The sequence below is a fragment of the Streptomyces sp. AK02-01A genome (genome assembly GCF_033795305.1).
Classification (GTDB): Bacteria; Actinomycetota; Actinomycetes; order Streptomycetales; family Streptomycetaceae; genus Streptomyces.
On the sequence record NZ_JARBAE010000025.1, the window covers coordinates 67,554 to 91,065 of the forward strand.

The 23,512-nt window shown below is 69.3% G+C and carries 20 protein-coding genes; 10 read left to right on the top strand and 10 right to left on the bottom strand.

Features of this window, described 5'->3' with window-relative positions; all coding sequences use genetic code 11:
* Nucleotides 1-88: 88 nt before the first annotated feature.
* Together kdpF and PV679_RS22560 are read right to left on the bottom strand one after the other, a co-directional pair.
* On the bottom strand, nt 89-178 hold the full coding sequence (gene kdpF / locus PV679_RS22555; RefSeq protein WP_319682165.1) for a K(+)-transporting ATPase subunit F: 90 nt from the start codon (nt 176-178) through the stop codon (nt 89-91).
* A gap of 357 nt (nt 179-535) precedes the next feature.
* A complete protein-coding gene (locus PV679_RS22560; RefSeq protein ID WP_319682166.1) occupies nt 536-1,624 on the bottom strand; it encodes a glutamate--cysteine ligase in 1,089 nt (362 codons plus the stop codon).
* 396 nt (nt 1,625-2,020) lie between these two features.
* Between PV679_RS22560 and PV679_RS22565 the strand changes: the two genes are divergently transcribed.
* Nucleotides 2,021-2,263, top strand: coding sequence for a DUF6158 family protein (locus PV679_RS22565; RefSeq protein WP_319682167.1), 243 nt, complete (start codon nt 2,021-2,023; stop codon nt 2,261-2,263).
* 292 nt (nt 2,264-2,555) lie between these two features.
* On the opposite strand, the gene PV679_RS22570 is transcribed toward PV679_RS22565, so the two are convergent.
* On the bottom strand, nt 2,556-3,053 hold the full coding sequence (locus PV679_RS22570; RefSeq protein ID WP_319682168.1) for a hypothetical protein: 498 nt from the start codon (nt 3,051-3,053) through the stop codon (nt 2,556-2,558).
* Between the two features lie 472 nt (nt 3,054-3,525).
* Here PV679_RS22570 and PV679_RS22575 point away from each other — a divergent pair, with 472 nt between their 5' ends.
* On the top strand, nt 3,526-4,458 hold the full coding sequence (locus tag PV679_RS22575) for an SDR family NAD(P)-dependent oxidoreductase (RefSeq protein ID WP_319682169.1): 933 nt from the start codon (nt 3,526-3,528) through the stop codon (nt 4,456-4,458).
* 57 nt (nt 4,459-4,515) lie between these two features.
* Here the strand turns inward: PV679_RS22575 and PV679_RS22580 are convergent, their stop codons facing one another.
* The 7 genes from PV679_RS22580 to PV679_RS22610 all read right to left on the bottom strand — a co-directional run bounded on the left by PV679_RS22580 (nt 4,516) and on the right by PV679_RS22610 (nt 10,798).
* Complete coding sequence (locus PV679_RS22580) at nt 4,516-4,695, bottom strand: hypothetical protein (protein WP_319682170.1); 180 nt, start codon at nt 4,693-4,695, stop codon at nt 4,516-4,518.
* Nucleotides 4,696-4,838: 143 nt separating this feature from the next.
* Nucleotides 4,839-6,014 carry a zinc-dependent alcohol dehydrogenase gene (locus PV679_RS22585; RefSeq protein ID WP_319682171.1) on the bottom strand — a complete coding sequence of 392 codons (1,176 nt, stop codon included), beginning with the start codon at nt 6,012-6,014 and terminating at the stop codon, nt 4,839-4,841.
* A 63-nt stretch (nt 6,015-6,077) separates the two neighbouring features.
* Nucleotides 6,078-7,004, bottom strand: a complete 927-nt coding sequence (locus tag PV679_RS22590) for an SRPBCC family protein (RefSeq protein ID WP_319682172.1) — start codon at nt 7,002-7,004, stop codon at nt 6,078-6,080.
* Nucleotides 7,005-7,304: 300 nt separating this feature from the next.
* Complete coding sequence (locus tag PV679_RS22595) at nt 7,305-8,183, bottom strand: D-alanyl-D-alanine carboxypeptidase family protein (RefSeq protein WP_319682173.1); 879 nt, start codon at nt 8,181-8,183, stop codon at nt 7,305-7,307.
* 183 nt (nt 8,184-8,366) lie between these two features.
* Complete coding sequence (locus PV679_RS22600; protein ID WP_319682174.1) at nt 8,367-8,951, bottom strand: short chain dehydrogenase; 585 nt, start codon at nt 8,949-8,951, stop codon at nt 8,367-8,369.
* A 122-nt stretch (nt 8,952-9,073) separates the two neighbouring features.
* Nucleotides 9,074-9,793 (bottom strand): SDR family oxidoreductase, encoded by a 720-nt coding sequence (locus PV679_RS22605; RefSeq protein ID WP_319682175.1) that lies wholly within the window; start codon nt 9,791-9,793, stop codon nt 9,074-9,076.
* Between the two features lie 126 nt (nt 9,794-9,919).
* Nucleotides 9,920-10,798, bottom strand: coding sequence for a LysR family transcriptional regulator (locus PV679_RS22610; protein ID WP_319682176.1), 879 nt, complete (start codon nt 10,796-10,798; stop codon nt 9,920-9,922).
* A 228-nt stretch (nt 10,799-11,026) separates the two neighbouring features.
* On the opposite strand from PV679_RS22610, the gene PV679_RS22615 reads away from it, so the two are divergent.
* The 8 genes from PV679_RS22615 to PV679_RS22650 all read left to right on the top strand — a co-directional run bounded on the left by PV679_RS22615 (nt 11,027) and on the right by PV679_RS22650 (nt 23,511).
* Nucleotides 11,027-13,261 (top strand): serine/threonine-protein kinase, encoded by a 2,235-nt coding sequence (locus PV679_RS22615; RefSeq protein ID WP_319682177.1) that lies wholly within the window; start codon nt 11,027-11,029, stop codon nt 13,259-13,261.
* Nucleotides 13,262-13,393: 132 nt separating this feature from the next.
* On the top strand, nt 13,394-14,491 hold the full coding sequence (locus tag PV679_RS22620; protein WP_319682199.1) for a hypothetical protein: 1,098 nt from the start codon (nt 13,394-13,396) through the stop codon (nt 14,489-14,491).
* 469 nt (nt 14,492-14,960) lie between these two features.
* The gene (locus PV679_RS22625) at nt 14,961-18,437 is read left to right on the top strand and encodes a phosphodiester glycosidase family protein (protein ID WP_319682178.1); all 3,477 of its coding nucleotides are present in this window, start codon (nt 14,961-14,963) and stop codon (nt 18,435-18,437) included.
* Nucleotides 18,438-18,723: 286 nt separating this feature from the next.
* The gene (locus PV679_RS22630; protein WP_319682179.1) at nt 18,724-19,461 is read left to right on the top strand and encodes a TetR/AcrR family transcriptional regulator; all 738 of its coding nucleotides are present in this window, start codon (nt 18,724-18,726) and stop codon (nt 19,459-19,461) included.
* A 195-nt stretch (nt 19,462-19,656) separates the two neighbouring features.
* Nucleotides 19,657-19,851 (top strand): ferredoxin, encoded by a 195-nt coding sequence (locus PV679_RS22635; RefSeq protein ID WP_319682180.1) that lies wholly within the window; start codon nt 19,657-19,659, stop codon nt 19,849-19,851.
* Nucleotides 19,848-21,053, top strand: coding sequence for an NAD(P)/FAD-dependent oxidoreductase (locus PV679_RS22640; protein ID WP_319682181.1), 1,206 nt, complete (start codon nt 19,848-19,850; stop codon nt 21,051-21,053). Before PV679_RS22635 ends, PV679_RS22640 begins: the two co-directional genes overlap by 4 nt.
* A complete protein-coding gene (locus PV679_RS22645) occupies nt 21,050-22,300 on the top strand; it encodes an NAD(P)-binding domain-containing protein (RefSeq protein WP_319682182.1) in 1,251 nt (416 codons plus the stop codon). The genes PV679_RS22640 and PV679_RS22645 overlap by 4 nt, the downstream gene beginning before the upstream one ends.
* Nucleotides 22,297-23,511 (top strand): cytochrome P450, encoded by a 1,215-nt coding sequence (locus tag PV679_RS22650; protein WP_319682183.1) that lies wholly within the window; start codon nt 22,297-22,299, stop codon nt 23,509-23,511. Before PV679_RS22645 ends, PV679_RS22650 begins: the two co-directional genes overlap by 4 nt.
* The last annotated feature ends 1 nt before the right edge of the window (nt 23,512 follow it).

Sequence of the window (23,512 nt, forward strand, 5' to 3'; positions counted from 1 at the left end):
ATGGTTCGGGATCTCATGCGGAGGCGGCCGGAGGACGCCGCGCCGCGACGGAGGGCAGCCGCGCCGGTCGGGGCCCTCAAGGCATGGCCTAGAACCGCTCGGGAAAGATCAGACAGACCACGAGATAGCCGATCAGGATCACCGCGACGACCAGTCCGACGATGTTCTCGACGCTCACAGCCGGCTCACTCCCTTCGCGACCAGGCCGATGAGAGCGAAGACAGCGATGATCACCACGACGTAGCTGAAGTCGGCCATATACGAGACACCCCGTGGGATCGGGCGGGACGGGACCTGGTCCGCGGACGGGCGACACGGACCAGGCGCGGCGGCGCGGCTGGAACAGTTCGGTCGGCGCGGCGCCGGCAGCCCGGCCCGACACCTGCGGGCAGCGGGACTTCGACGCTATCGCCCGGCGCCCCGGCGGGCCCTTGCCACGCCGGAGCCAATCGAGTGGCACCCGGGCCTCCGGCGGCATCCGTACGCGCCGCGCCCGGCACACGGCGGCGGGCGGCCGTTCACCGTCCGGGAGTCGTCAGCCGGTGGTCAGACGCGAGCACTCGGCGATCACGTCCCGCAGGCTCCCCGTCCGCCGGAACAGCTCGCGCTGCACCCGCGCGCCATTGCCGCGCCGCAGCAGCTCGGTGATGGCGTCCTGCACCGGTATCAGATCACGGCTGTCGTCAAGAGCGTCCCGTACATGATCGAAGAGCGCCCGCACCGCGGCCTCGGCGGGCACGGGCCGCATGGTGACGGGATGGATCAACTGCCGCTCCAGCCCGGACCGGGCCGCCGACCACGCCGCCAGCCGCAGCAGCCCGACACCTTGGCGGGCAGGCGGCTCACCGGCCTGCCAGGCCCGGGCCGCGGTTTCCACCAGAGCACGCGCGAGGGTCGCCAGCAGTACCGTGTCCGAGGCGTTCAGACACACGTCCGCGACACGGATCTCGACGGTCGGATAGGCGTTGGAGAGCCTGGCGTCGAAATAGACCATGCCCTCGTCACGCAGTACGCCGGTGTCCACCATGGCCTGGACCTGCGCGTGATACCGGTCGGCGGAACCGAAGATCTCCACAGGTCCGGCCGACGGCCAGCGGCCCCACACCCGGCTGCGGTAGCTGCTGTAACCACTGTCCTCGCCCTGCCAGTAGGGAGAGTTGGCGCTCAGCGCCAGAAGCACCGGCAGCCAGGGCCGGACGCGGTCGAGGACCGCCACGCCTTCCTCGTCCGAGTCGACCGAGACATGTACGTGGCAGCCGCAGGTGAGCTGTTCCTGCGCGGTGAGTCCGAACTCCTTCTCCAGCCACTGGTAGCGCTCGTCAGGAGTGATCGACGGACTCACCGGCAGCGGCGAGGTCGCCAGCGCGGCCACCGCGGCACCCACCTCACCCGCATGGCGCCCGGCCTCGGCGCGCCAGCGCTCGATCTCCGCCGCCAGTTCACCCATCCCGGTCTGGGGATGCGTCGCGAACTCAAGCTGCTCGCGCTGCAGCTCCTTCTCGAAGATCTGGCCGTGCCGGCCGTCGCGGGAGGCGACGGCCAGCACGGCGGTGGACAAGGCCCGGGGTTCGTTGGTCTCCATGTCCACCAAGAGGAGTTCCTCCTCCACTCCGACACTGCGCACGAGGACTGCCTTCCGTCTCGGCCCTGTGGCCGCCGGTCCTCCGGCGGCGATGCCGGGTGCGGCGGAACAGCGGAACTCCGACCTGAGTGATGATTGCCGTTGTGCGGCGTGAGCCGCCGTACCGCACCGCCGTGCCGCTGCCGGCTGACGGTGGACACGGCCGCTCCGCCGCACTGTCTGTCGTGTGCTCCTTGCCGCGCTTTTCATGCGGAGATACGCCAGCACACGGCGGACGACGGACACCGGTACGGCCCGCCGACCGCCAGGCAGTCACGCTGCGCGACGACCATACGACTCCGACCCACCGGTCCCGATGTGTAATTTGTACGAATTCACTGCGGTACGGGTATTTTCGGCAGAGGGGGCCGACAGGGGGCGAACCGGAGGGAGCGAGCCGTGACCGACCACGAGAGCGGGGTACCGCCGGAGCAGCTCGACGATGAACTGCTCCTCAAGGAAGTGGAGACCTTGCACCGGACACGCCACGAGACGCTCCTGCACGGACCCGAGGACGCGCTGGCCACACACACCGCTCGGATGGCAGCTCTGGAGAACGAGTATCTACGGCGCCATCCGCACCGGGTGCCGGCCGCGGGCCGCACGCGCGCGGGCGCCCGCGCGCGCAGCGCGGACGGCTAGGGCGTGTTTCGAAAGTAGCGCCGTCCGCCCCTGGGGCGGGGCTCGCGGCGTCTGGTGCGTGCGATCGCAAGGCGGAGGATCGTTCGCGTACTGGATGTACTGGGACGACTCCGACAACGCGGCGAGCGTGCGTGCCAGGCGGGACTTTCGAAACACGCCCTAGAACAGCCAGAGCAGCCAGGACAGCCAGGACAGGAAAGAGGCCCGCTCCCGGAAAGGCGTACCTTTCCGGGAGCGGGCCTCGGTGGTCCTCGATCCGGACCGGCCCGGACGTGAATCACGGCGTCGTGCGTCAGGGCCTGCCGTGGTAGTAGGTGACGTCCCAGTGGCTGCCCTCGCGCGCGTATACGTTTCCGGCCGGGGACTTGTACGTCGTGGCCCCGTCGCCGCGCTTTCCGGCATGCCTGAATGTGCCGGTGATGTATTTGTTGAGGCAGGTGGTCAACGCCATGTCGACCTTGTAGCCCTTCCGGTGGCTGTACGTCCCCGCCGCATGCCCCACCTCGGTGCCACCGGTGATGTTCACCCTGCATCCGGTGGTCCTCTTGAACGCGATCGCGCCGGAGACCGTCGCCTTGTTGATGTTCGTGAAGGACGTACAGGTACGCCTGTTCCAGTTGGAGCAGCCTCCGCTGGAGGACCAGGCGACTCCGGCCTTCTTGAACTGCGCCGCCGCGTGGTGGTGGTTGGCCCACTTCGCCGGCGCGGCGTCCGCGGCGCCCGCCGTGAACAGTACCGAGCCGATTGACGCGATCGCGGCGAGGGCGGACAGAGGTCCGGTCTTCTTCATGCGCACTCCTCTTCTCGTGTGGCACGGGTCGGCCGCGAGGCGTTCGCGCGTACAGCTCCCGCACGGACATCGCCTTCGGCGTTTCCCTTCGAGCCAGCAAGATGGTGGCAGCGATCCACACCAGGGGCATATCCCCCGAAAGGGGTAAAGGGGCCGGCGGCCTTCGGAGCCATGACCCGCGGATCCCGCGACGCGGTCCCGGATCAGCGCTTCACGGCAGCGGCGGAGGCAGTGCCCCTCACGGCGATGCCGGCTCACCGCCGCCGTGAGGGGTACTGCCGGACCCCCGGTCGGCGGGACCCCTGGTGGAGGCAGGCCCCTTTACCGAGCCGTCGGAAGGCCCTGCCGGTGTTGGCTGGAGAAGCACCACCTGAAGCATCAGAAATGCTCCGTCCGGCGCCGGACTCCGGCATCGCGGCCGACCGCCTCCCTCGTCGGCAGCCGGACCGGAGCGTCACAGAGAAGGCATCTCATGACCGAACAGACTCGCATCACCACGCCCTTCACCGCCCAGTCCACCGCCGCCGAGGTGGTGGACGGCATTGACCTCACCGGTCACCGTGCCGTCGTGACCGGTGCGACCTCCGGCATCGGCGTCGAGACCGCCCGCGCGCTGGCGGGCGCCGGTGCGGAGGTGACGCTGGCGGTACGCGACGTGCAGAGCGGCGCGCGGGCCGCCGAGGACATCACCGCGACCACCGGCAACAAGAACGTCCTGGTCGCGCCGCTGGATCTCGCCGATCAGCGGTCCGTCGCCGCCTTCACCGCCGCCTGGCACGGCCCTCTGCACATCCTCGTCAACAACGCCGGTGTGATGGCGACGCCCGAGACCCGGACACCGGAGGGCTGGGAACTCCAGTTCGCCACCAACCACCTCGGCCACTTCGCGCTCGCCACCGGACTGCGTCCGGCGCTCGCGGCGGCCGGCCGCGCTCGCGTCGTGTCACTCAGTTCGGTCGGCCATCTGCGGGCTCCGGTGGACTTCGACGACATCCACTTCCACGAGCGCGCGTACGACCCGAACGTGGCGTACGACCAGTCCAAGACGGCCAACGCCCTGTTCGCGGTCGAGGCGCACCGGCGCTGGGCCGGCGACGGGATCACCGTCAACGCGGCGCATCCCGGGGCGATTCTCTCCAACCTCACACGCCACATCGAGCAGGAGGTGCTCGACGGCCTGGTGGCTTCCGGCGCCTATGTGTTCAAGACGCCGCAACAGGGCGCGGCCACGTCCGTACTGCTCGCGACATGGCCGCCACTCGAAGGCGTGGGCGGCCGTTACTTCGAGGACTGCAACGAAGCCCTCCGCCATGTGCCGGGCACATCCGGTGGCGTCGCGGACCACGCACTCGACCCAGTCGCCGCCGAGCGGCTGTGGCGGGTGTCGCTCGACATGATCGCCTGAAGCGGTCCGCGTACGGCCTGACCCGAGGCGCCTGATCCGAGGCGCCTGACGGGCCGGCTAGGGAAACAGCATGATTCCCAGGATGACCACCGCGACGATGATGATGAGAACGGTCGTGGTGGTCCGCAGCCCGCGATATCCCGCCGGTGTGCCCTTCGGGCCTCCTCCGCGAGGCCGGTCCTCCGGAAGCCGCGGGTTCTTCGGTCGGTCACGCGTGTAGAACTCGGCGTCAGTCATGGAAACACCTCCTTACAGAGGTCGAGCGGTCCTTACCCAGCCCGGGAAGGACTCTCAGTAAGCACCCTATGATGATTTGCCCATGAATAGGGCAAAAGCGCATAAAATTATCACAGACCGATGTCCGGCACGGGTCCGTGCGTCTAGAGCGCCGACATGACGACCTTGTTGCACTCTTCCTGCTTGTTCTTGAAGATCTCGTACCCGTGTGGTGCCTCGTCGAGCCGCAGGTGGTGCGAGATGACAAAGCTGGGATCGATCTCCCCGTTCCTGATCCGTTCCAGGAGCGGTTGGAGATACCGCTGGACATGGCACTGGCCGGCCTTGAGCGTCAGCGACCGGTTCATGAGCGATCCCATGGGGAACTTGTCGAGCAGTCCGCCGTAGACACCGATGACGGCCACCGTGCCGCCGTTGCGACAGGCCAGAATCGCCTCCCGCAGCGCGTGCGGCCGCTCGGTCTCCAGCCGGCTCGCCTGCTTGGCGCGGTCGTAGGCATGGATGACCGAGGTGGGATGGTGAGCTTCGAGGCCGACGGCGTCGATGCAGGAGTCGGGCCCACGCCCGGCGGTCATCTCCTTGAGGGTGTCCAGGACGTCCATCTCCTCGTAGTTGATGGTCTCGGCCCCGGCCCTTTCCCGCGCTATGTCCAGCCGGTAGGGAAAGCGGTCGATCGCGATCACCCGGTCCGCTCCGAGCAGATAGGCGCTGGCGACCGCGAACTGACCCACCGGCCCCGCGCCCCACACCGCCACGGTGTCACCCGGCTTGATGTCGCACATCTCCGCTCCCATGAAGCCGGTGGGAAAGATGTCGGAGAGGAAGAGCACCTGGTCGTCCGGCAGATCATCTTCGATCTTGATGGGACCGACATCGGCGAACGGCACACGCGCGTACTCCGCCTGGCCGCCCGGATAGCCGCCGAGCATATGGGAGTAACCGAAGAAGCCCGCCGGAGAGTAGCCCATGAGCTTCTCCGCGAGACCCGCGTTGGGATTGGAGTTCTCGCAGACCGAGTACATCTCGTGCCGGCAGGCGGTGCAGTGTCCGCAGGCGATCGGGAAGGGCACGACCACGCGGTCGCCGGTCGTCAGGTGTTTCACAGCGGGTCCGGTCTCGACGACCTCGCCCATGAACTCGTGGCCGAGGACATCCCCTTTCTCCATCGTCGGAATGTAACCGTCGTAAAGATGCAGGTCGGAGCCGCATATGGCGGTCGACGTGATCTTGACGATGGCGTCCTGGGCGTTGAGGATCTGGGGATCGGGCACGGTCAGCACCTCGACGGAGTTCCGGCCCATCCAGCAGTTGCCTTTCACGATGCTGCTTCCTTTCCGGCCACTGTCCCGTCCGTACCCGACGGAGGGACATGACGGGCTGCTTCAGAGCTTCTCGTGGTGCGGCTGCGCCGGGTGCTGCCTGCCCGGACGCCAGGTGTGGGTGCCCTCGGAGCTGCCCTCCGAGCGGACCACCTCGCCGACCTCCATGACCTGCTTGAAGCGGCGGAGGTCGTCATGTATCTGCTGTTCGGGATGTTCGCCGAGCAGCCTGGCGACCGCCGCTCCGGCTTTGCCGCCGGGCGGAGTGAAGTCCAGTTCCACCCTGACTTCGGTGCCCTGGCCGCCGGGAGCGTCCTGGAAGCTGACCGATCCGGCGTTGTCCACGTCGGCGCCCTTGAGCGAGCGCCAGGCGATCAGCTCGCCCGGACGGTCCAGGGCCACCTCCGCGTCCCACTCGACGCGCTTTTTCACAGGAGCCTTGGCGATCCAGTGCGACTGGCCGTCGCCGTCCGCCCGCACCGCCTCCAGGTGGCTCATGAAGTCGGGCAGATTCTCGAAGGCGTGCCAGTACCGGTACACCTCGCTCCGTGGCCGGTTGACCGTGACGGACGCGTGCGTGTGCATGCTGTCACTCCTCCTCGGACCGCTCCGTCCGAGCGACCGGACCGCCGTGTAGAGGTCGAAGCCGGTGATCGCCGAGACGGCGGCCGTGGCGGCCATGACTCTTAGCTGCCTGCCACCGGTACGGCTTCGCAGAGCGCGGACCAGCAGCGTCAGGTCGAGTGCGTCTCCGGCGATCCTGGTCCAGACCCAAGGCGCGGGTCTGCGGCTGCCCAGCAGCAGTGCGCCCTGGCCCAGCTCCCGGACTCCGAGCACCGGCATCAGGGTCCGGGCCCAGGTGGAGTCGTCGACCCCGCTCAATCGGCAGACGGCGTGCGGCACCGTGGTCCGTGTCAGACCGAGCGTGGCGCTGAACCATCCCAGCCCTCGGGCCAGACGGTCCGCCGAATCCTTGTTGTGGTGGGTCATGGCGTCCTCACCTCGGCTGTCCTGTGATGCGGCCGGATGACGCGGCAGGCGACCCGCGCCGCTCTACCCTGCCCAGTACCCACCGACAAAGAGGGACACACAGAACATATCCGGCAATTCCTAAGCTCGGAACGGCTGGTACCTATCGCCGGAAAGGCCGTACGGACGGAGCGGGCCGTTTCAGTGTGACGAGATCTGTTGTGCGTCTGTTGTGCGTCTGTTGTGCGTCTGTTGTGACGACAAAGGGGCCTGCTCGCGACCCGACGATCGCGAGCAGGCCCCACACCTGTGCCGGACGGCCTACTTCTTGAAGCCGTAATCCATCAGCTTCTTGGCGTCCGCGGTGCGGTTGGCCTCCGAGGAGGAGGCGAGGACCGTACCGATGACCGTCTTGCCGCTTCTGGTGGCGGCGAAGACCAGACAGTACTTGGCCTGCGGGCCCGAGCCGGTCTTCAGGCCGATGGTGCCCGTGTAACTGCCCAGCAGCTTGTTGGTGTTGGTCCACGACATATAGCGGTAGCCGCCGTTCTTCGTCGTGACCTTCTGCTTTGTCGACTTCGTCTTCACGACCGTACGGAACGTGGCGTTCTTCATCGCGCCGCTCGCGAGCTTCGTCAGGTCGCGCGGCGTCGAGTAGTTCGCGGCATTCCCTATCCCGTCGAACGAATCGAAGTGCGTGTTCTTCAGACCGAGGCTCTTGGCGGTGGAGTTCATCTTGCCGATGAACGACTTCACGCGAGCGGCCCGCGTGGAACCGGCGCCGTACTTGTCGGCCAGCGCGTACGCGGCGTCGCAGCCGGACGGCAGCATCAGTCCGTACAGAAGCTGGCGGACAGTGACCTTGTCACCGACGATCAGACGGGCCGACGACGCGTTCTTGGAGACGATGTAGTCGCTGTACGCCTTCTGGATCGTGACCTTGGAATCCAGGTTGAGATTCTTCTGCGCGAGAACGACCTGGGCCGTCATGATCTTGGTGGTGGAGCCGGTGGGACGACGGGTGTCGGCGGCCTTGCTGAAGAGCGCCTTTCCTGTCCCGTTGTTCATCACGAAGCCGCCCTTGGCGACGATCGTCGGCGTCTTGAGCGTGGCGGCCTGCGCCGGGGCGCTGAATGCCCCGGCCGTCAGGACGACTCCCGCGGTGACAGTGATCGCGGACGCGCGACGCATGTCCTTCATACCGGTTCTCAAAATAAAATCTCCAAATATCCCTACTGCGCGGCCACATGACCATAGCGCTTGATCACGCACCGAATGAGACACATCGGACGAGCGACCGGATGCGCGCCGCGCGAAGATCATCTCCGGACTCGGGCCGCGCTGACGGCGAAGCGCTCGCGTCGTGTCACCGGTGGCGACCGGTCATGGACGGACGGTCCGGCCCCGCGCGCTGCCTTCCACGGCCTGTACATAGGCCCGGGCCACCTCGGCGACGGGCGTGCCGCCGGCCGCGTCCGCTCCCATGCCTTCCAGGGTCTCCTTGATCCAGCCAGGACTGATGAGGTTGATACGCAGATCGCGCGGAAGCTCGCTCGCGGCGTTGTGGACAAAGCCTTCCAGCCCGGCGTTGATGAGGGCTCCCAGTGAGCCGCCGGGCATCGGAGCGGAGAACGTGCCTCCGGTCAGCGTGATGGAGCCACCGTCCCGGAGATGGCGCACAGCACGCCGGGCGAGCGCCACCTGGCCGAGCAGTTTGCCTCGCGTCCCGGCCGCCATCTCGTCGTCCGTCGCCGAGTCCAGTGCCACCAGTGGACCACTGGCCGCGCAGCACACCACCGCGTCGAGGTCCGCCACCGCGTCGAACAGAGCGTCCAAGGAGGACGGATCCTCCAGGTCCGCTCGTATCGAGCCGCTACGCGATGCGCCGACGACCTGATGCGAGACTTCCAACGCGCTGACGACAGCGCTGCCAATGGTCCCTGTCGCGCCTATGACGAGTACCTTCACGGCACTGATCCTGCCAGCCGTGGCACGGCGCGCACTCACGTGTGTACGGGAAACACAACGCGGCCCGTCACCGGAGGCCTTTCCTTCGGTGCGCAGCGATCAGACCACTCGGTGCGCGCCGATCAGACCAGGAGAGCGCCGCCGTCGACGGTCAGGACAGTGCCGGTGGTGTAGGGCTGGGTCATGCAGTAGAGATACGCGGCCGCGGCGTCCTCGACATCGCCGACGCGGCCGACGGGCAGCGCCTTGCCGAGGTTGTCGTACATGGCCTCGCGGTCGGTCTCGCTCATGCCGGACCACAGAGGGCTGCGGGTGACGCCGGGGGCGACGGCGTTGACGCGCACCGGTGCCAGCTCCAGTGCCATGGCCTTGGTGAAGGAGTTCATCGCGCCGCAGACGCTGGCGCCCAGGGCCCAGCCGGCGCCGGGGCGGTCGGCGGCGGTGCCGGAGGTGAGAGTGATGGAAGCCCTCGTGGCCAGGTGCGGCAGTGCGGCGTGGACGGCGTTCAGAGCGCCGAAGTAGCGGACTTCGAAGAAGTCACGGGCGCCGTCGAGGTCGAGGCCGGCGATCGGCATCATCGACAACTCGCCGCCGGCGGTGTAGACGAGGTGGTCGATCTCGCCGGAGCTACGCAAGAACGCGTCGAGCGAGGCTCCGTCCAGGACATCGACGGTCCTGCCGGTGGCATCGCCGCCCAGTCGCGCGACGGCCGCGTCCACTCGCTCCTGCCGGCTGGAGGCGACACTCAGCCGGGCTCCGGCCGCGGCGGCGGCGCGGGCGACGGCCAGGCCGATACCGGAAGTTCCGCCGATGACGACAACGCGCTGGTCCCGCATGTTCATGTGCTGTGCTCCTGTGTCAGGCCGGTTGTCCTCGTGGGACCAAGCCTGCGCCGTAGGGCGGGTACGCGTCCAAGACCCAGATCGCGCGCCGCGATACCCGGCGGGTATCGCTCCAGGAGCGTGCGGTCAGTGGCGGTCGGCGTGCTCGGCGCGGGCGAGCGCGACGAATTCACTGATCAGACGGCTACGGCGGCCCGCGCGCCAGGCCAGGCACACCCGGTTGGGACCGATGTCGGTGATGGTGGCCTGGGCGACATCGGGACGGCGGTAGAAGGCGGCGGTGGACAGCGGCAGGACGACGATGCCATGGCCGATGGCCACATGCTCCAACTTCTCCTCGACGGTAAGGAGGGAGGGAGCGCGACGGGCCGTGTCACGGCCGCGCGGTTCAGTGGCGATGTCGCGCCACTCCGGTACGGCGCCGGGATCCTGGAGCAGATGCTCGTCGGCGAGTTCGGCGACGGTGATCTCGCCGGCACCGGCCAGCGGATGCCCGGCGGGCAGCACCGCCACGCGGGGCTCCTCGAAGAGCCGCTCCACGGTCAGACCGCGCTGGTCCACCGGCAGGCGGACATAGCCGACGTCGACGCGGCCGTCGAGGATGACGGCCACCTGGTCGTCCCATCCGGTGCGCCGCACCTCGACGGACAGGTCGGGATGGGCCTCGCCCAGCGACCTGACCGGGCCGGAGACGATCAGGCCCGGCATGAAGCCGACGACGAAGGTGCCGGAGCCACGAGCGGCGCGGCTGACACGCAGCCGGGCCGCGTCGGCCTCGGCGAGCAGCCCTGGGGCGTCGGTGGCGAGCTGCTTTCCGGCCTCGGTCAGTTCGACATGGCGCTGGTCGCGGTCGAAGAGCCGCGCGTGCAGTTCCTTCTCCAGGGCGCGGATCTGCCGGGTGAGGACGGGCTGGGCGATATGCAGGGCCGCGGCGGCGCGGCCGAAGTTGAGATGTTCGGCCACGGCCAGGAAGTACCGCACCTTGCGCAAGTCGAGATCCGCCATGGCCCCATTGTGTCTCGGCCATGAGGGACAGAGCTCGGCCGTGAAGGGGCAGACCAACATCGTGCACACCGCGGGACGCTCCGGAGACACCGTTACCGAGGCTGTGGCCACCTGACCGTACGTCCCAACGGGGCGTCGGCGTAACGGCCTTCGTACTCGCGTGCGTTACGCGTCTCGTGCCGCGCACTACGCTGAGCGCGTTCCGATGTCGACGGGAGGGTGGCGGGCGTGCCGCTGAGCGGTGTGGGGGGACAGTCGATCGGCGGATACGGGCTGATGGAGCGGCTCGGAGCCGGTGGCATGGGTGTGGTCTACCTGGCCCGGTCGGCTTCCGGCCGGCGGGTGGCGGTGAAGGTGGTGCACGCCCAGTTCGCCGAGGACGAGGAGTTCCGGGTGCGGTTCCGGCAGGAGGTGGCGGCGGCTCGGCGGGTGAGTGGTGCGTTCACGGCTCCCGTGCTGGACGCCGATCCGGATGCCGAACAGCCCTGGATGGCGACGCTGTACATCCCCGGGCCGAATCTGGCGCAGCGGGTCGCCGAGGGCGGTCCGCTGGCGGGCGTGGAGTTGAAGAGGCTGGCGCTCGGACTGGTCGAGGCGCTGCGGGACATCCATCGGGCGGGTCTGGTGCACCGGGATCTGAAGCCGGCCAATGTGCTGATGTCGGCGGAAGGACCGCGGGTCATCGACTTCGGGATCTCGCGGGCCGCCGACAGGCAGACCCTGACCGCGACGGGACGGACGTTCGGCACACCGCCCTTCATGTCTCCCGAGCAGTTGAACTCGGCGCGTGACGTCAGTCCCGCCTCGGACGTCTTCTCGCTGGCCGCGCTGCTGGTCCACGCGGCCACGGGACAGGGTCCGTTCGACGCGGACAGTCCGTATATGACGGCGTATCACGTGGTGCACGACGCGCCGGTGGTGGACGCGGTGCCGGAACCACTGCGGACGATCGTGACGCGGTGCCTCGACAAGGATCCGGTGAACCGGCCGGGCCTGGACGAACTGCTCGCTCTTTTCGCGCGGTTGCCGGGCGGCGCCGTCGAAGGCGTGGGCGCCGACATCACACTGGCCGGTACGCCGGACGAGCCTCCCACCGCGCTGCGGAACACCACCATGGAGGGCCGGCCGCGACGACGGAGGCCGGATCGGCGGACGCTGTTCGTCTCGCTGAGCGTGGCGCTGGCCCTGACCGGACTGGGTGTGACGGCGGTGGCCTGGAGCGGGCGCACCCAAGCCGGCGCCGACGCGAGCCCGGAGTCCGCGGCTCCGCACAGCCCTGACCCGGCGCTGCCCGACGGCTGGCGGCCCTGGCAGACCACACTGCGGCAGGAGTCGCTGAGCGCCGGAAACACCGGCTTCGACAGCGGCTGCGTCGCGGCGGGCCAGGCCCTGTACTGCGGCGGTGAGGGGTTCAGAGCGTCCCGGCTGGACTCCGCCACGGGAAAGGCCGAGTGGCGGGTCTCCTCGGAGGCGGACTCCTCCGTACCGCTGCTGGTGCGCGACGAGACGGTGGTGGTCAACGACTTCGAGGGGCCGGCGTGGTCGGACGACAACCGGCAGTGGGTGACCGGCCTCGCGGCGAAGGACGGAAAAACACGCTGGACGCATTCGGTCGCCATGGGCTCGGCTCCGGTGGCCTTCGGAGAGCGGATCGTGGTGCTGTCGCTGGACGAGCGGAGCCTGATCGCCATGAACGCCACCGACGGCGCGGAGGCATGGCGCTGGCAGTTGCCGCCCGACGACTCCTGCGAACCCTGGGTGGGAGACGGAGTCCTGTACGCCTTCTGCTATCCGAGCGCCGCCAATTCCTACCAGGGAACGCTGTGGCGCTTCGACCAGGCGGACGGCGCCGCACGGAAGCTGGGACAGGTACCGCTGTACGCGCGTCCGGCCGGTGTGGACGGGGACTCGCTGGTGCTCGCGGAGTACGAGACCGATGCCACGGGCAGCCCGGGCCCGTACACAAAACTCCGGCGGGTGCACACCGACAGCGGCAAGAGCAGTGCGGTGCCACTGCCGGACGGGACGTCGGCGGCGCTGGAAGACACACTGCGGGTGTTCGACGGGACGCTGTATGTGGTGCGGGCCAACGGCACGGTCACCGCGCTGTCGGCGCGCACGGGCACGTCACGGTGGCGGCGCGCGACGGAGGTGGAGCGTCTCTCCGCACCCGTGCTGTCGGAGAAGTACGGGGCGCTGTACTTCGTCAACGGCTACGGGCGGCTGCTGGCCCTGCGCGCGAGTGATGGTGAGAAGCTGTGGCAGACGCCGGTCCGAAGCGGCGCCGAGGCCCGGTCCACGCGTACCGCCTCGTCCCAAGTGGCTCTGGCGGACGACGCGATCGTGGGACTGGCCGACGGTCTGGCGTTCTCGGTCAGTCCGTCCGCTCCGGGAGCGCGGCCGACGACGGGGGCCACCGGGCCGACAGTGCTCCGCCTTCGGCGCCCGGCCACGAACCCCTGAACACGCGGAGTTCCAGGGCTCGTCAGGCGGGGACTGGCGGTCGTTCCGGTGCGGTCGAGCTGTGTGATGATGCACGGATGTCGGCCCGTCCCGGGGCGGGGCGTGGTGCGTAAGCAGAAGCGGGAGCGCAGGGTGGGCAAGGACGGGGCGTCCATACCGGACGAGGAGTGGGAGCGCTTCCTGCGGGAGGCCGAGGCCGGGACGCGGGAAGCGCCCGAGGAGCCGTCGGCACGGGCCCGGATGGTGGCCCGGCGGCTGCGGGAAGAGACCGGACCGCCGACGGGGTGGCGGACTCACCAGCCGCCGCGGCGCCGGCGGGGCAAGGGCTGGTACGTGGTCGGCCTGTTGGCCGCGGTCGGCCTGCTGGTCGTGGCGCTGGCTCCGGGACAGGTGGTCGGATGGTTCGGTGGCGGAGACGGAGACAGCACGCCGCTCGCCGCGGAGTCGGAACGTCCGGATCAGCCGCCCGCGACCCAGGCGGCCGCTCAACTGCCCACGTTGGACGAGCCGTTCAGGGGATCGCCTGCGGCGCGGTGGGGCGACGGGACGGCCGGGATCAGCCTGCCCGCGGCGCGGGCGACCGGCTGGATGAGCAAGGAACAGGTCGCGCAGGTGCTCGACCGGACCCGGGACTTCCTCGTCGCGTCCAGTCTGGATCCCGGCGTGCTGCGCGGGGAGCGGCCGAAGGAGGCGATCGCGTTGATCAATCCGCATCAGCAGGACGTCCAGGACTACCTGGCGAACGCCTTCCGCGCGCCCAGCCGGGAGAACGATCCTCTGCTGCTGTTCAGCCGTTTCGCCGGAACGAAGACGCGGCTTGTCGGGGACGTGGTCAAGACACGAGGCCGGATCACATACCGGGAGGGCCGGCTCGGTGCGGTCGAGGTGACCACCGATGTCACATACGTCTATCCGGTCGTACGCGCCGCGGCGGGCAGCGACGAGGTCGCTCGTACCATCGCGCGCCGCGAGATCGTGATGAGCTGGGACAACCCGGCGAAGGTGGTCATCGAGCCGGGAACATTTTCCCTCGTCTCCTACAAGGTGGACACCACCAACGGCGGCTGCGCCACCTTCACCGGCTATTTCACCCCCGCGTTCAGCGCCGAGCGCGCGGCCACGGGCTCGGGAGACGGCCCCGAGGTCGACCCGTACGACCGGAGCGCGTCGATGGACGCGCGCATGCGGGAAGCCGGCGAAGCCCAGTGCGGGACCGCCACACGATCGTGAGCGGCGGTGGCTTACGCGGCGCTCCATCGAGTCGCCGCGAAGCCGACGCCGGGAACCGGCCCGTCCACTGTGCGTAACCCGCACGCCGGCGAGTGACGGGCCCCTTTCCTGATGCCCGCGAACCAGCCCGGAATCCAGGCTCAACTCCCGCCGGGGAAACGCCCGTTATATAAAAATCCAAAAGCGCCGAGCCTCGGACGGGATCCGGTCAGTCACCACACACCTTTCGCCTCCGACCGGGGAATAGTCCAGACCATCCCATCGCCTCGCGGATGGGCGCGGCGAAATCTTGCGGCCCGTCACAAGAACAAGACGCGATTCCACAGCGAGGGTTCATTGCAATCTCTCAATGGCGTCATCCGCGCTTCTCAGTTGATCTTTCTAATCGGGTACGCGCCCGCGATCGAAGTGGGCGTAGCGGAGGCGTTGCCTCCGTGTCGTCTCCTGACCCGAGGTTCCAATGAAATTGATGGTCTTGAACCATCGGTGTACGAGGCCACTGCTCGTGGTCCTCGCCACGGCGACCGCGCTGGCGGTCGCACCTTCCGTCGCGTACGCGGACAGTGGTCGGCCCGCGCCGGTCACCGGCGGAATTCCCTTGATCAACACGGCCGAGAAGATCGGTCCGGGAATCAACCTGCGGCATGTGAAGGCGCTCGACCAGAAGGGCTGGTACGACGCGCAGTTCCTGACCGTGGACCTGTCCGAGCGCGCGGTCGGCACCGACTTGCTGACCTCCGGACCGGTCGCGTCCGGCGGCCCGCTCAGCGAGGCCGCCAAGAAGGCCGGCGCCGTCGCGGGTGTCAATGGCGATTTCTTTGACATCGGCAACTCCAACGCGGCGCTCGGTGGCGAGGTTCAGGACGGGCAGCTCGTCAAGACCGCCGACATCACCGGCGGCCGCCAGCACGTCGGCGTCAGCGACAAGGGCATCGCCCAGCTCGTGGACCTCACGGTCAACACGACGGCGAACTTCGCCGGCACGGACCACACGGTCCTGTCGATCAACGCCGCGAACGGCGGCGGGATCCCCGCGGACGGCCTGGTCGCGTTCACTCCCGCCTGGGGCGACTACAGCCGCAACGGCGGGCTGACGGGCGTGGCCAACGACCAGATCGCCGAGGTCCTGGTCAGGAACGGCTCGGTCGTCTCCGTCACGCCGAACGGGCCCGCGGGCTCGGGGACGATCCCGGACGGCGGCTTCGTACTCGTCGGGCGCGGCGCCGCGGCGACCGCGATCCGCGCGCTGCGGCCCGGCGACCCGGCGAAGCTCAGCCACACGCTCGCCAACGACGCTGCCAAGAAGCTGAAGTTCGCGATCGGCCACGGCGGCGCCGTCGTCTCCGACGGCAAGGTCGTCAACGGCCTCGACACCTCGATAGCCCCGCGCACCGCGCTCGGCTTCAAGGACCACGGCCGGACGCTCGTGCTCGCCACCTGGGACGGCCCGGGCGGCACCGGCAAGGGCGGCGTCGGGATCGACAAGGAGGCACGTGACCTCGTCGCGATGGGCGTGGAGACCGCGGTCAACCTCGACGGCGGCGGCTCGGCCACCATGGTGGCCCGCGAACTCGGCGAGGACGAGGCGACCGTCCGTAACGTCCCGTCCGACGGCCACGAGCGAAACGACCCGAACGGCGTGGGAGTGTTCGTCGCGAAGGGCGACGGCAGGCTGGACCAGCTCCTCCTCAAGCCCGCGCCGGGCGCGGCGTCGGCCGACGGTGGCGTGAAGGTCTTCCCGGGGTTGCACCGTGCGCTCGTCGCGGCCGGCGTCGACAACCACCAGACGCCGGTGACGGTCGGTGCGAAGTCCGTGCGGTGGTCCGCACAGGGGGCCTCCGTCAAGGGTGGCGTGCTCACGGTTCCCGCCAAGGCGCACGGCAGCATCACGGTCAACGCGCGTGTGGGCAACAAGAAGGCGCGGGAGAAGGTCACCGTTCTCGGTCCGGTCCACAGCGTGGAACTGTCCTCCCAGCTCCTGTCGATCGCCGACGCGAAGCCCGAGGACGCGGCCACTGTCGCCGTGACCGGCCGCGACGAGCAGGGCTATACGACGCCGATCGACCCGCGGGACCTCTCGCTCGACTACGACCACAGCGTCGTGGACATCCAGCCCGTGGACGGCAAGCTGAAGATCACACCGCGCACCAGCGCGAGCACGATCCTCACGGTCTCGGTCGGCGGCACGTCGGTCCAGCTCCCCATCACGATCGGCGTGCAGACCCAGACGCTCTACGACTTCGATGACGACGTGCTCGCCCGCTGGAGCAACAACAGCACCGCGGCCACGAAGTTCTCGGTGGACCCCGACGGCCTGCGCATCGACTTCGACGCGATGCGCAACGTGGGCGTCGCGGCGGCATCGGCCCGGCGCATCCCGGTGCCCGGCCAGCCGCTGCGCCTGCGGGTACGGATCAAGTCGAGCATCAGCGTGCCGAGCGGTCTGACCTATCTGGGCTACACCGACGCGGCCGGCAAGGGCAACGGCGTCTACGGCACCGCCCTCACCGCGAGCTCCGACTGGCAGTACGCGACGTTCACGGTGCCGGCGACCGCGGCGTTCCCGATCTCGGTCTCCAGCTTCCAGGGCATCAACACGAACGTCGCCCAGCAGAAGGCGGGCACGTTCGTCCTGGACCGCATCGAGGCCGACGTACCGACGTCGGTCGACCTGCCCGCCCAGCGGGACCTGGAGCCGGATTCGCTCGTGTCCGACGACGGCTCGCTGCCCGAGGGCCGCGACACATGGCGGTTCGCCACACTGTCGGACGTACAGTTCACGGCCGACAACCCGGCGCTGACCCAGGTCGCGACGGCCGCCATCCAGCGGATCCGCAAGACCCGTCCCGACCTGATCGTCCTCAACGGTGATGTCACCGACCGCGGACTGCCGCAGGACCTCGCGCTGGCCCGCCAGGTGCTCACCGACGCCGGGTGCGACCTCATCCCGGTCGGCCAGGAACCGTCGGAGAACAGCACACCGAACCCGAAGGCCGGCTCGGTCCCGTGCTACTACGTGCCGGGCAACCACGAGTCGTACGGCCTCAACAACGTCCAGAGCGACTTGACCAACTTCACCGCCGAGTTCGGCCGGCCGTACCGTACGTTCGACCACAAGGGCACGCGGTTCATCCTGCTCGCCAGCTCTCTCGGCTCGCTGCGCGCCACGTCGTGGGACCAGCTCCCGATGGTGCGGGAAGCGCTCGCCGACGCCAAGAAGGACCGGTCGGTGCACAACGTCGCGGTCTTCGCCCACCACCCGGTGGACGATCCCAGCGAGGGGAAGTCCAGCCAGCTCGGCGACCGCGACGAGGTCGCGCTCATCGAGAACATGCTGACGGACTTCCGTGACTCCACGGGCAAGGGCGCCGTGATGGTCGGATCCCACGCCCAGGTCGCCCATGTCCACCGCGTCGAGGGCGTGCCGTACATGGTGCTGCCGTCGTCGGGCAAGGACCCGTACGGCACACCCGACCGCGGCGGTTTCACCGGCTGGGTCGACTGGTCTGTCGATTCGCGGCAGAACGCCGATGAGCAGTGGCTGGAGGCCGACGTACGTGCCTTCGCGCAGTCCATCACGCTCAACACCCCGGACTCGCTCGAAGTGAGCAGGACGGCGCAGCTCTCCGGCAGCATCGTGCAGCCGCAGGGTGTGGGGACGGGCACGCGGGTGGTGCCGCTGCGGTACCCGATGTCGGTCGACTGGAGCGGCTCGTCCAATCTGGCGATCGGCAGCGGAAAGGCCGCCATCGACAAGGCTCGCAGCCATGGCAAGGTCGCGATCCTCGACCCGCGGACCCGGACGCTCACCGCGCTGCACCGGGGCACCGTGACCGTATCGGTGACGAACGACTCCATGCGTGCCTACACCGACGACAGCTCGCTCGCGCCGATCACGACCTCGAAGACCATCCAGGTCGTGCCGGACAAGCACGGCGGTAGGTGACCGTCACCAACACCGGCGGGCAGTCGCCGCGGGCCGGCTTCTGAGCGGTCCGACAGGGGAGGCGGCCCGACTGAGGGCGAGCACCTGGGTGCTCGCCCTCAGTGCTGTCCGGTCGCGGTGCCGTCGGCATACGGCCCGTCGGGCTTCAAGGGCGACTCCGGGATCACGCCGCTGTTCGGCGAGGCGAGGGACCGGGGCCCGGCCGTCCTGGCCGAACTCCGGGAGCTCGACCAGGCCCCGCGGTGCTTCGCCTGGCTAACCTGTAGCCGGAAGGGAAGGACACCTGATGGCGACACAGCCGGCGAGCACCGGGGCGGGTAGCGGACGGGAGCGCGGCCAGGGCGCCCTGCGACGTCAGGAGATCGTGGCCGCGGTCCAACGCCTCCTCGCGGAGTGGGGCAGTTCCGACAGGCTGACCATGCGCGCGGTCGCCAAAGAGGTGGGGATCTCCGCCCCGAGTATCTACCTCCACTTCACCGACAAGACCGAGTTGGTGTGGGCGGCCCTGGCCGACCGGTACGACGAGCTCGTCGCGCGGATGGCCGCCGCCGACGAGGCCGGTCACGGGGCGGGTCCGCGGAGCCGACTGCGGGCGCAGGCGCAGGCCTATTGCCTGTTCGCCATGAGCAACCCCGGCCACTACCGGCTCATGTTCGAGGTGCGTCAGCCGACGGTCGAGCCGTCGAGGATCAGCGGCCATCCCGCCCGTCATGTCTCGGCCAGTCTCCGTGCGGGACTGCGCAGGTGCCAGGAGTCCGGGTACGCGCTGTCCCTGCCGGTCGAACAGGCGGCGCAGACCTTGTGGGCCGGACTGCACGGCATGGTGGCGCTCCATCACAGTCTCTATCGCGACGAGTCGACGGAAACACTGACGCTGCATCTGGCGGACGGGCTGGTGGACTCGCTCGTCGCCGGCGCCCCCGGCGCCTCGTCCCTTTTCCCCACGGCTGTCGCGGAGACCGAGGCATCACGCCGGATCCGGGAGATCCTGGCCGCCCCGCGGCAGGGCGACCCGCGGCCGTAGGAAGACCGCCGGCGTGCCCCAACGTCATGTACGGCTGGAATCGTATGGGGTGAACACCCTTATCCAGACGGTCAGTTGCCGCCTCCCTCAGCCAGGAGTACAGTCGCCGCTGAACTTAGTTAGGTGACTTAGGCAACCACTCCTGGTGCCTGACCCGCGTCGCCCCCGAAGGGGCTTGACGGAGGTGGATCCCCCATGCAGATCTCCATCGACATCGACAAGTGCTGCGGTGCCGGCCAGTGCGTGCTGGCCGCTCCGGAGGTCTTCGACCAGCGGGACGAGGACGGCATCGTGATGCTGCTCGACGCCGATCCGCCGGCCGGGCAGTACGAGAACGCGCGTCAGGCCGCAGCGGTGTGCCCGGCTGCCGCCATCCAGGTGCGGCAGTGAGGACCGGAGCCCCGTCCCGGATCGTCGTCGTCGGTGCCTCCGCGGCCGGTCTGAGCGTCGTGGAGGGACTGCGGCGCGAGGGCTACACCGGCCGGCTGACACTCGTCGGCGAGGAAGCGCATCTCCCCTACGACCGGCCACCGCTGTCGAAACAGCTACTGTCCGGCGAATGGGAGGCCGAGCGGCTGCAACTACGCGCCTCCGGCGCTGTAAACGCCCTGGATCTCGATCTGCGGCTCGGTACCGCGGCCGTTTCCCTCGACACCGGAGCCGGTGAGGTCGCGCTGGCCGACGGCAGTCGTGTCGGCTACGACGCTCTCGCGGTGGCCACAGGCACTCGGGCCCGCCGTTTGCGCGGCACTGACGGGATCAGCGGGGTGCATGTCCTGCGCACCCTGGAGGATGCCCTCGCCCTGCGGGAGGACCTGGCCGCGAAGCCGCATCTGGTGGTCGTCGGTGGCGGCTTCGTCGGCGCCGAGACCGCCGCCGTGGCCCGCGGTCTGGGCTGTGAGGTCACGCTGGTCACCGACACCGCCCAGCCCATGGGCGACGCTCTCGGCGACGGCCTGGGAACCATGCTCCGTGCCGTCCACACCGAGCACGGCGTCCGCCTGATGACCGGCGCCCTGGTCGACCATGTGCTCACGGCCGGCGGACGGGCCACCGGCGTCCGGCTCGTCGACGGCCGCACCATCGCCGCCGACACCGTTCTCGTCGGCATCGGCGCGCAGCCCAACGTGGAGTGGCTCGCCGACAGCGGTGTCCCGGTCTCCGACGGGGTCGTGTGTGACGCCACGCTTCACGCCGGCTCCGGCGTCTGGGCGGCCGGTGACGTCGCGTCGTGGCCGCATCCGCTGACCGGTGAGCCGGTACGTGTCGAGCACCGCACGAACGCCGCCGAGCAGGGCCTGGCGGTCGCCCGCAACATGCTGGCCGGCCCGGAGCGGGCGACTCCGTTCGAGACGGTCCCGTACGTGTGGACCGACCAGTACGACCTCAAGATCCAGATCTACGGCCGCACCCGCGGCGCCGACGATGTGCGGATCGTCGAGGGCGGCCTGGCCGAGCGCAGGCTGGTCGCCGTGTACGGCAAAAACGGCCGGGTCTGCGCGGCGGTCGGCATCAACATGGCGCGGGCCCTGCGGAGTTACCGCCCGCAGGTAGCCGAGGCGACCACCATCGACGCGAGGAGCGCGGCATGACCGACGACGGGAATCTCCGGGCCGGTGTGGTCGGCCTGGGCATGATCGGCGGCGGCGTGGCCGTCAGCCTGGCCCGCAGCGGACGCGTCCCGGCGGTCCACGACATCCCGCCGGACGCCTCGGCGAACCTGGCCGGCGTCCCAGACCCGCTGGGCTCCCCCGCCGAGGTGGCCAAGGCCAGCGACGTGGTGATGGTCGCGGTGGTCAACGCCGACCAGGCGCACGAGGTGATCGGCGGGGAGAACGGTCTGCTGTCGGCCGCGCGCCCGGGCTTGACCATCGTTCTGCTGGCCACCGTCGCTCTGCCGGTCGTCCACGAGCTGGGGGACCTGTGCGCCCGGCACGACGTGGGCTTCCTCGACTGCGGAGTGACGCCGGGCGACAAGGCCGCCGAGAACGGCATGGTCGCCATCCTCGGAGGAGAACAGGCCACGCTGGACACCGCGCTGCCCGTACTGAGCGACTGGGCCAAGAAGGTCGTGCGGTGCGGCCCGCTCGGCGCCGGCATGGCCACCAAGATCGCCCGCAACGTCATCACGTACGGCAGTTGGCGCGCCGTCGCCGAGGCCACCTCGCTGGCCCGCGCCGCGGGAGTGGATCCGGCCCGGCTCGCCGAGGTCATCGACACCGCGGACCCCGAGGGCCGCACCCTGTTGCAGTTGCTGCGCATGCACGGCCCGGACGGTGTGCTGCCCGACGCCGTCGGCCGGCAGATCGAGCCCCTGATGACCAAAGACCTCGACGCCGCCCGGGAGCTGGCCGCCACACTCGGCGCCGACATCCCCCTCGTGGAGGTGGTCCGCGCCCGGGCCCGCCAGACGCTGGAACTGGACGAACAACCGCCTCCGGCCAAGGCCGATCTGCACCAGTACGGCCTGGAGATGATGGACCAGGTCTACGGCCCCGGCTTCAGCACCGCGGTCCAGGGCAGCGGCGATCCCTTCACCGACGAGACCGTCGACTACCTCTTCGCCCAGGTCTGGGGCCGCGAGGGCCTGTCCGTACGCGACCGCCGGCTGCTCACCCTCGGCGTCGCCGCGACCGTCGGCCGCGCCGAACTCATCCAGATCATCGCCAACGGCGGCCTGGTCAACGACGAGCTGACTCCCGACCAGCTCCGTGAGGCCGTACTGCACCTGGCCGTCTACACCGGCTGGTGCAAGGCCACCGCCACCCACGCGGGCGTCACCGCCGCCATCGACACGTACACCGCGTCCCGTCCCCCCACCGCGCAGGAGCAGAAATGACCGAGATCCTCACCAACCAGCCCGTCACCCGCGATCCCCACAACCCTCTCGACCCGCCCGCGGAGTACACCCGGCTGCGGGAGGACCAGCCCATCGTCAAGGTGCGCTTTCCCAATGGCTCGACCGGCTGGATGGTCACCCGTTTCGAGGAGGGCAGCCAGGTCTTCAACGATCCGAGGTTGAGCGCGCGGCGTCCGCGCCACGACACACCCGAGGGCGAGGTCGAGGAGGCCGGCGAGGACGCGCCGTTCGACGCGGGGTTCGTGATGATGGACGAGCCCGAGCACGGCGCCTACCGCCGGCTGCTCACCGGCCGCTTCACTCCCAAGGCCGTACAGAACAAGCTCCAGCCCTACCTCGACAAGATCGTCGACGAGCACCTGGACGCCATCGCCGCCGGCCCGGAGACATTCGACTTCGTCCAGGCCATGGCGCTGCCCATCCCGTGCCTGGTGATCTGCGAGCTGCTCGGCGTCCCCTACAAGGACCGCGACGGCTTCCACGAGGCCACCGTGGACCTGATGGACATGGGCAAGAGCCGGGAGGAACGCGACAAGGGCGCCCACTGGCTGATCGACTACATCACCCGCCTGGTCGCCGAGAAGCGCCGCACCGGAGCCACCGACGGCATCCTCGCCGAGCTCATCAACAAGACCGAGGGCGAGGGCGCGATGCTGACCGAACGGCAGCTCATCGGCCTCGGCGTACTGCTGCTGTTCGCCGGACACGACACCACGGCCGCCATGATGGGCCTCTCCACCCTCACTCTGCTCACCCACGACGAACAGCGCGAGGAGCTGAAGGAGCACCCCGAGAAGATCGGCACCGCGGTCGAGGAGCTGACGCGCTACCTGACCATCGTCCAGTTCGGCCTGGGCCGGGTGGCCAAGGAAGACCTGGAGATCGGCGGCGCCCAGATCAAGAAGGGCGAACTGGTCGTGGTCGCGATGAACGCGGCCAACCGCGACCCGCGCGCCTTCCAGGACCCCGACACCCTGGACATCGACCGCAAGATGACCCGCCACATCGGCTTCGGTTACGGCGTCCACGCCTGCCTGGGGCAGAACGTCGCCCGCGCCGAGCTGAAGACCGTCCTGCCCAAGCTCTTCCAGCGCTTCCCGAACCTGCGGCTCGCCACTCCACTGGAAGAGGTCCCCATGGACTTCACCGGCACCAACTACGGCGTCCGCAAGCTCATGGTCACTCGCTGAC

Bases quoted from the DNA above. Each gene is read 5' to 3' on its own strand.
- PV679_RS22570 (WP_319682168.1), bottom strand. From the start codon at position 3,053: ATGAAGAAGACCGGACCTCTGTCCGCCCTCGCCGCGATCGCGTCAATC.
- PV679_RS22575 (WP_319682169.1), top strand. From the start codon at position 3,526: ATGACCGAACAGACTCGCATCACCACGCCCTTCACCGCCCAGTCCACC.
- PV679_RS22580 (WP_319682170.1), bottom strand. From the start codon at position 4,695: ATGACTGACGCCGAGTTCTACACGCGTGACCGACCGAAGAACCCGCGG.
- PV679_RS22590 (WP_319682172.1), bottom strand. From the start codon at position 7,004: ATGACCCACCACAACAAGGATTCGGCGGACCGTCTGGCCCGAGGGCTG.
- PV679_RS22595 (WP_319682173.1), bottom strand. From the start codon at position 8,183: ATGAAGGACATGCGTCGCGCGTCCGCGATCACTGTCACCGCGGGAGTC.
- PV679_RS22605 (WP_319682175.1), bottom strand. From the start codon at position 9,793: ATGAACATGCGGGACCAGCGCGTTGTCGTCATCGGCGGAACTTCCGGT.
- PV679_RS22610 (WP_319682176.1), bottom strand. From the start codon at position 10,798: ATGGCGGATCTCGACTTGCGCAAGGTGCGGTACTTCCTGGCCGTGGCC.
- PV679_RS22625 (WP_319682178.1), top strand. From the start codon at position 14,961: ATGGTCTTGAACCATCGGTGTACGAGGCCACTGCTCGTGGTCCTCGCC.
- PV679_RS22630 (WP_319682179.1), top strand. From the start codon at position 18,724: ATGGCGACACAGCCGGCGAGCACCGGGGCGGGTAGCGGACGGGAGCGC.
- PV679_RS22635 (WP_319682180.1), top strand. From the start codon at position 19,657: ATGCAGATCTCCATCGACATCGACAAGTGCTGCGGTGCCGGCCAGTGC.
- PV679_RS22645 (WP_319682182.1), top strand. From the start codon at position 21,050: ATGACCGACGACGGGAATCTCCGGGCCGGTGTGGTCGGCCTGGGCATG.
- PV679_RS22650 (WP_319682183.1), top strand. From the start codon at position 22,297: ATGACCGAGATCCTCACCAACCAGCCCGTCACCCGCGATCCCCACAAC.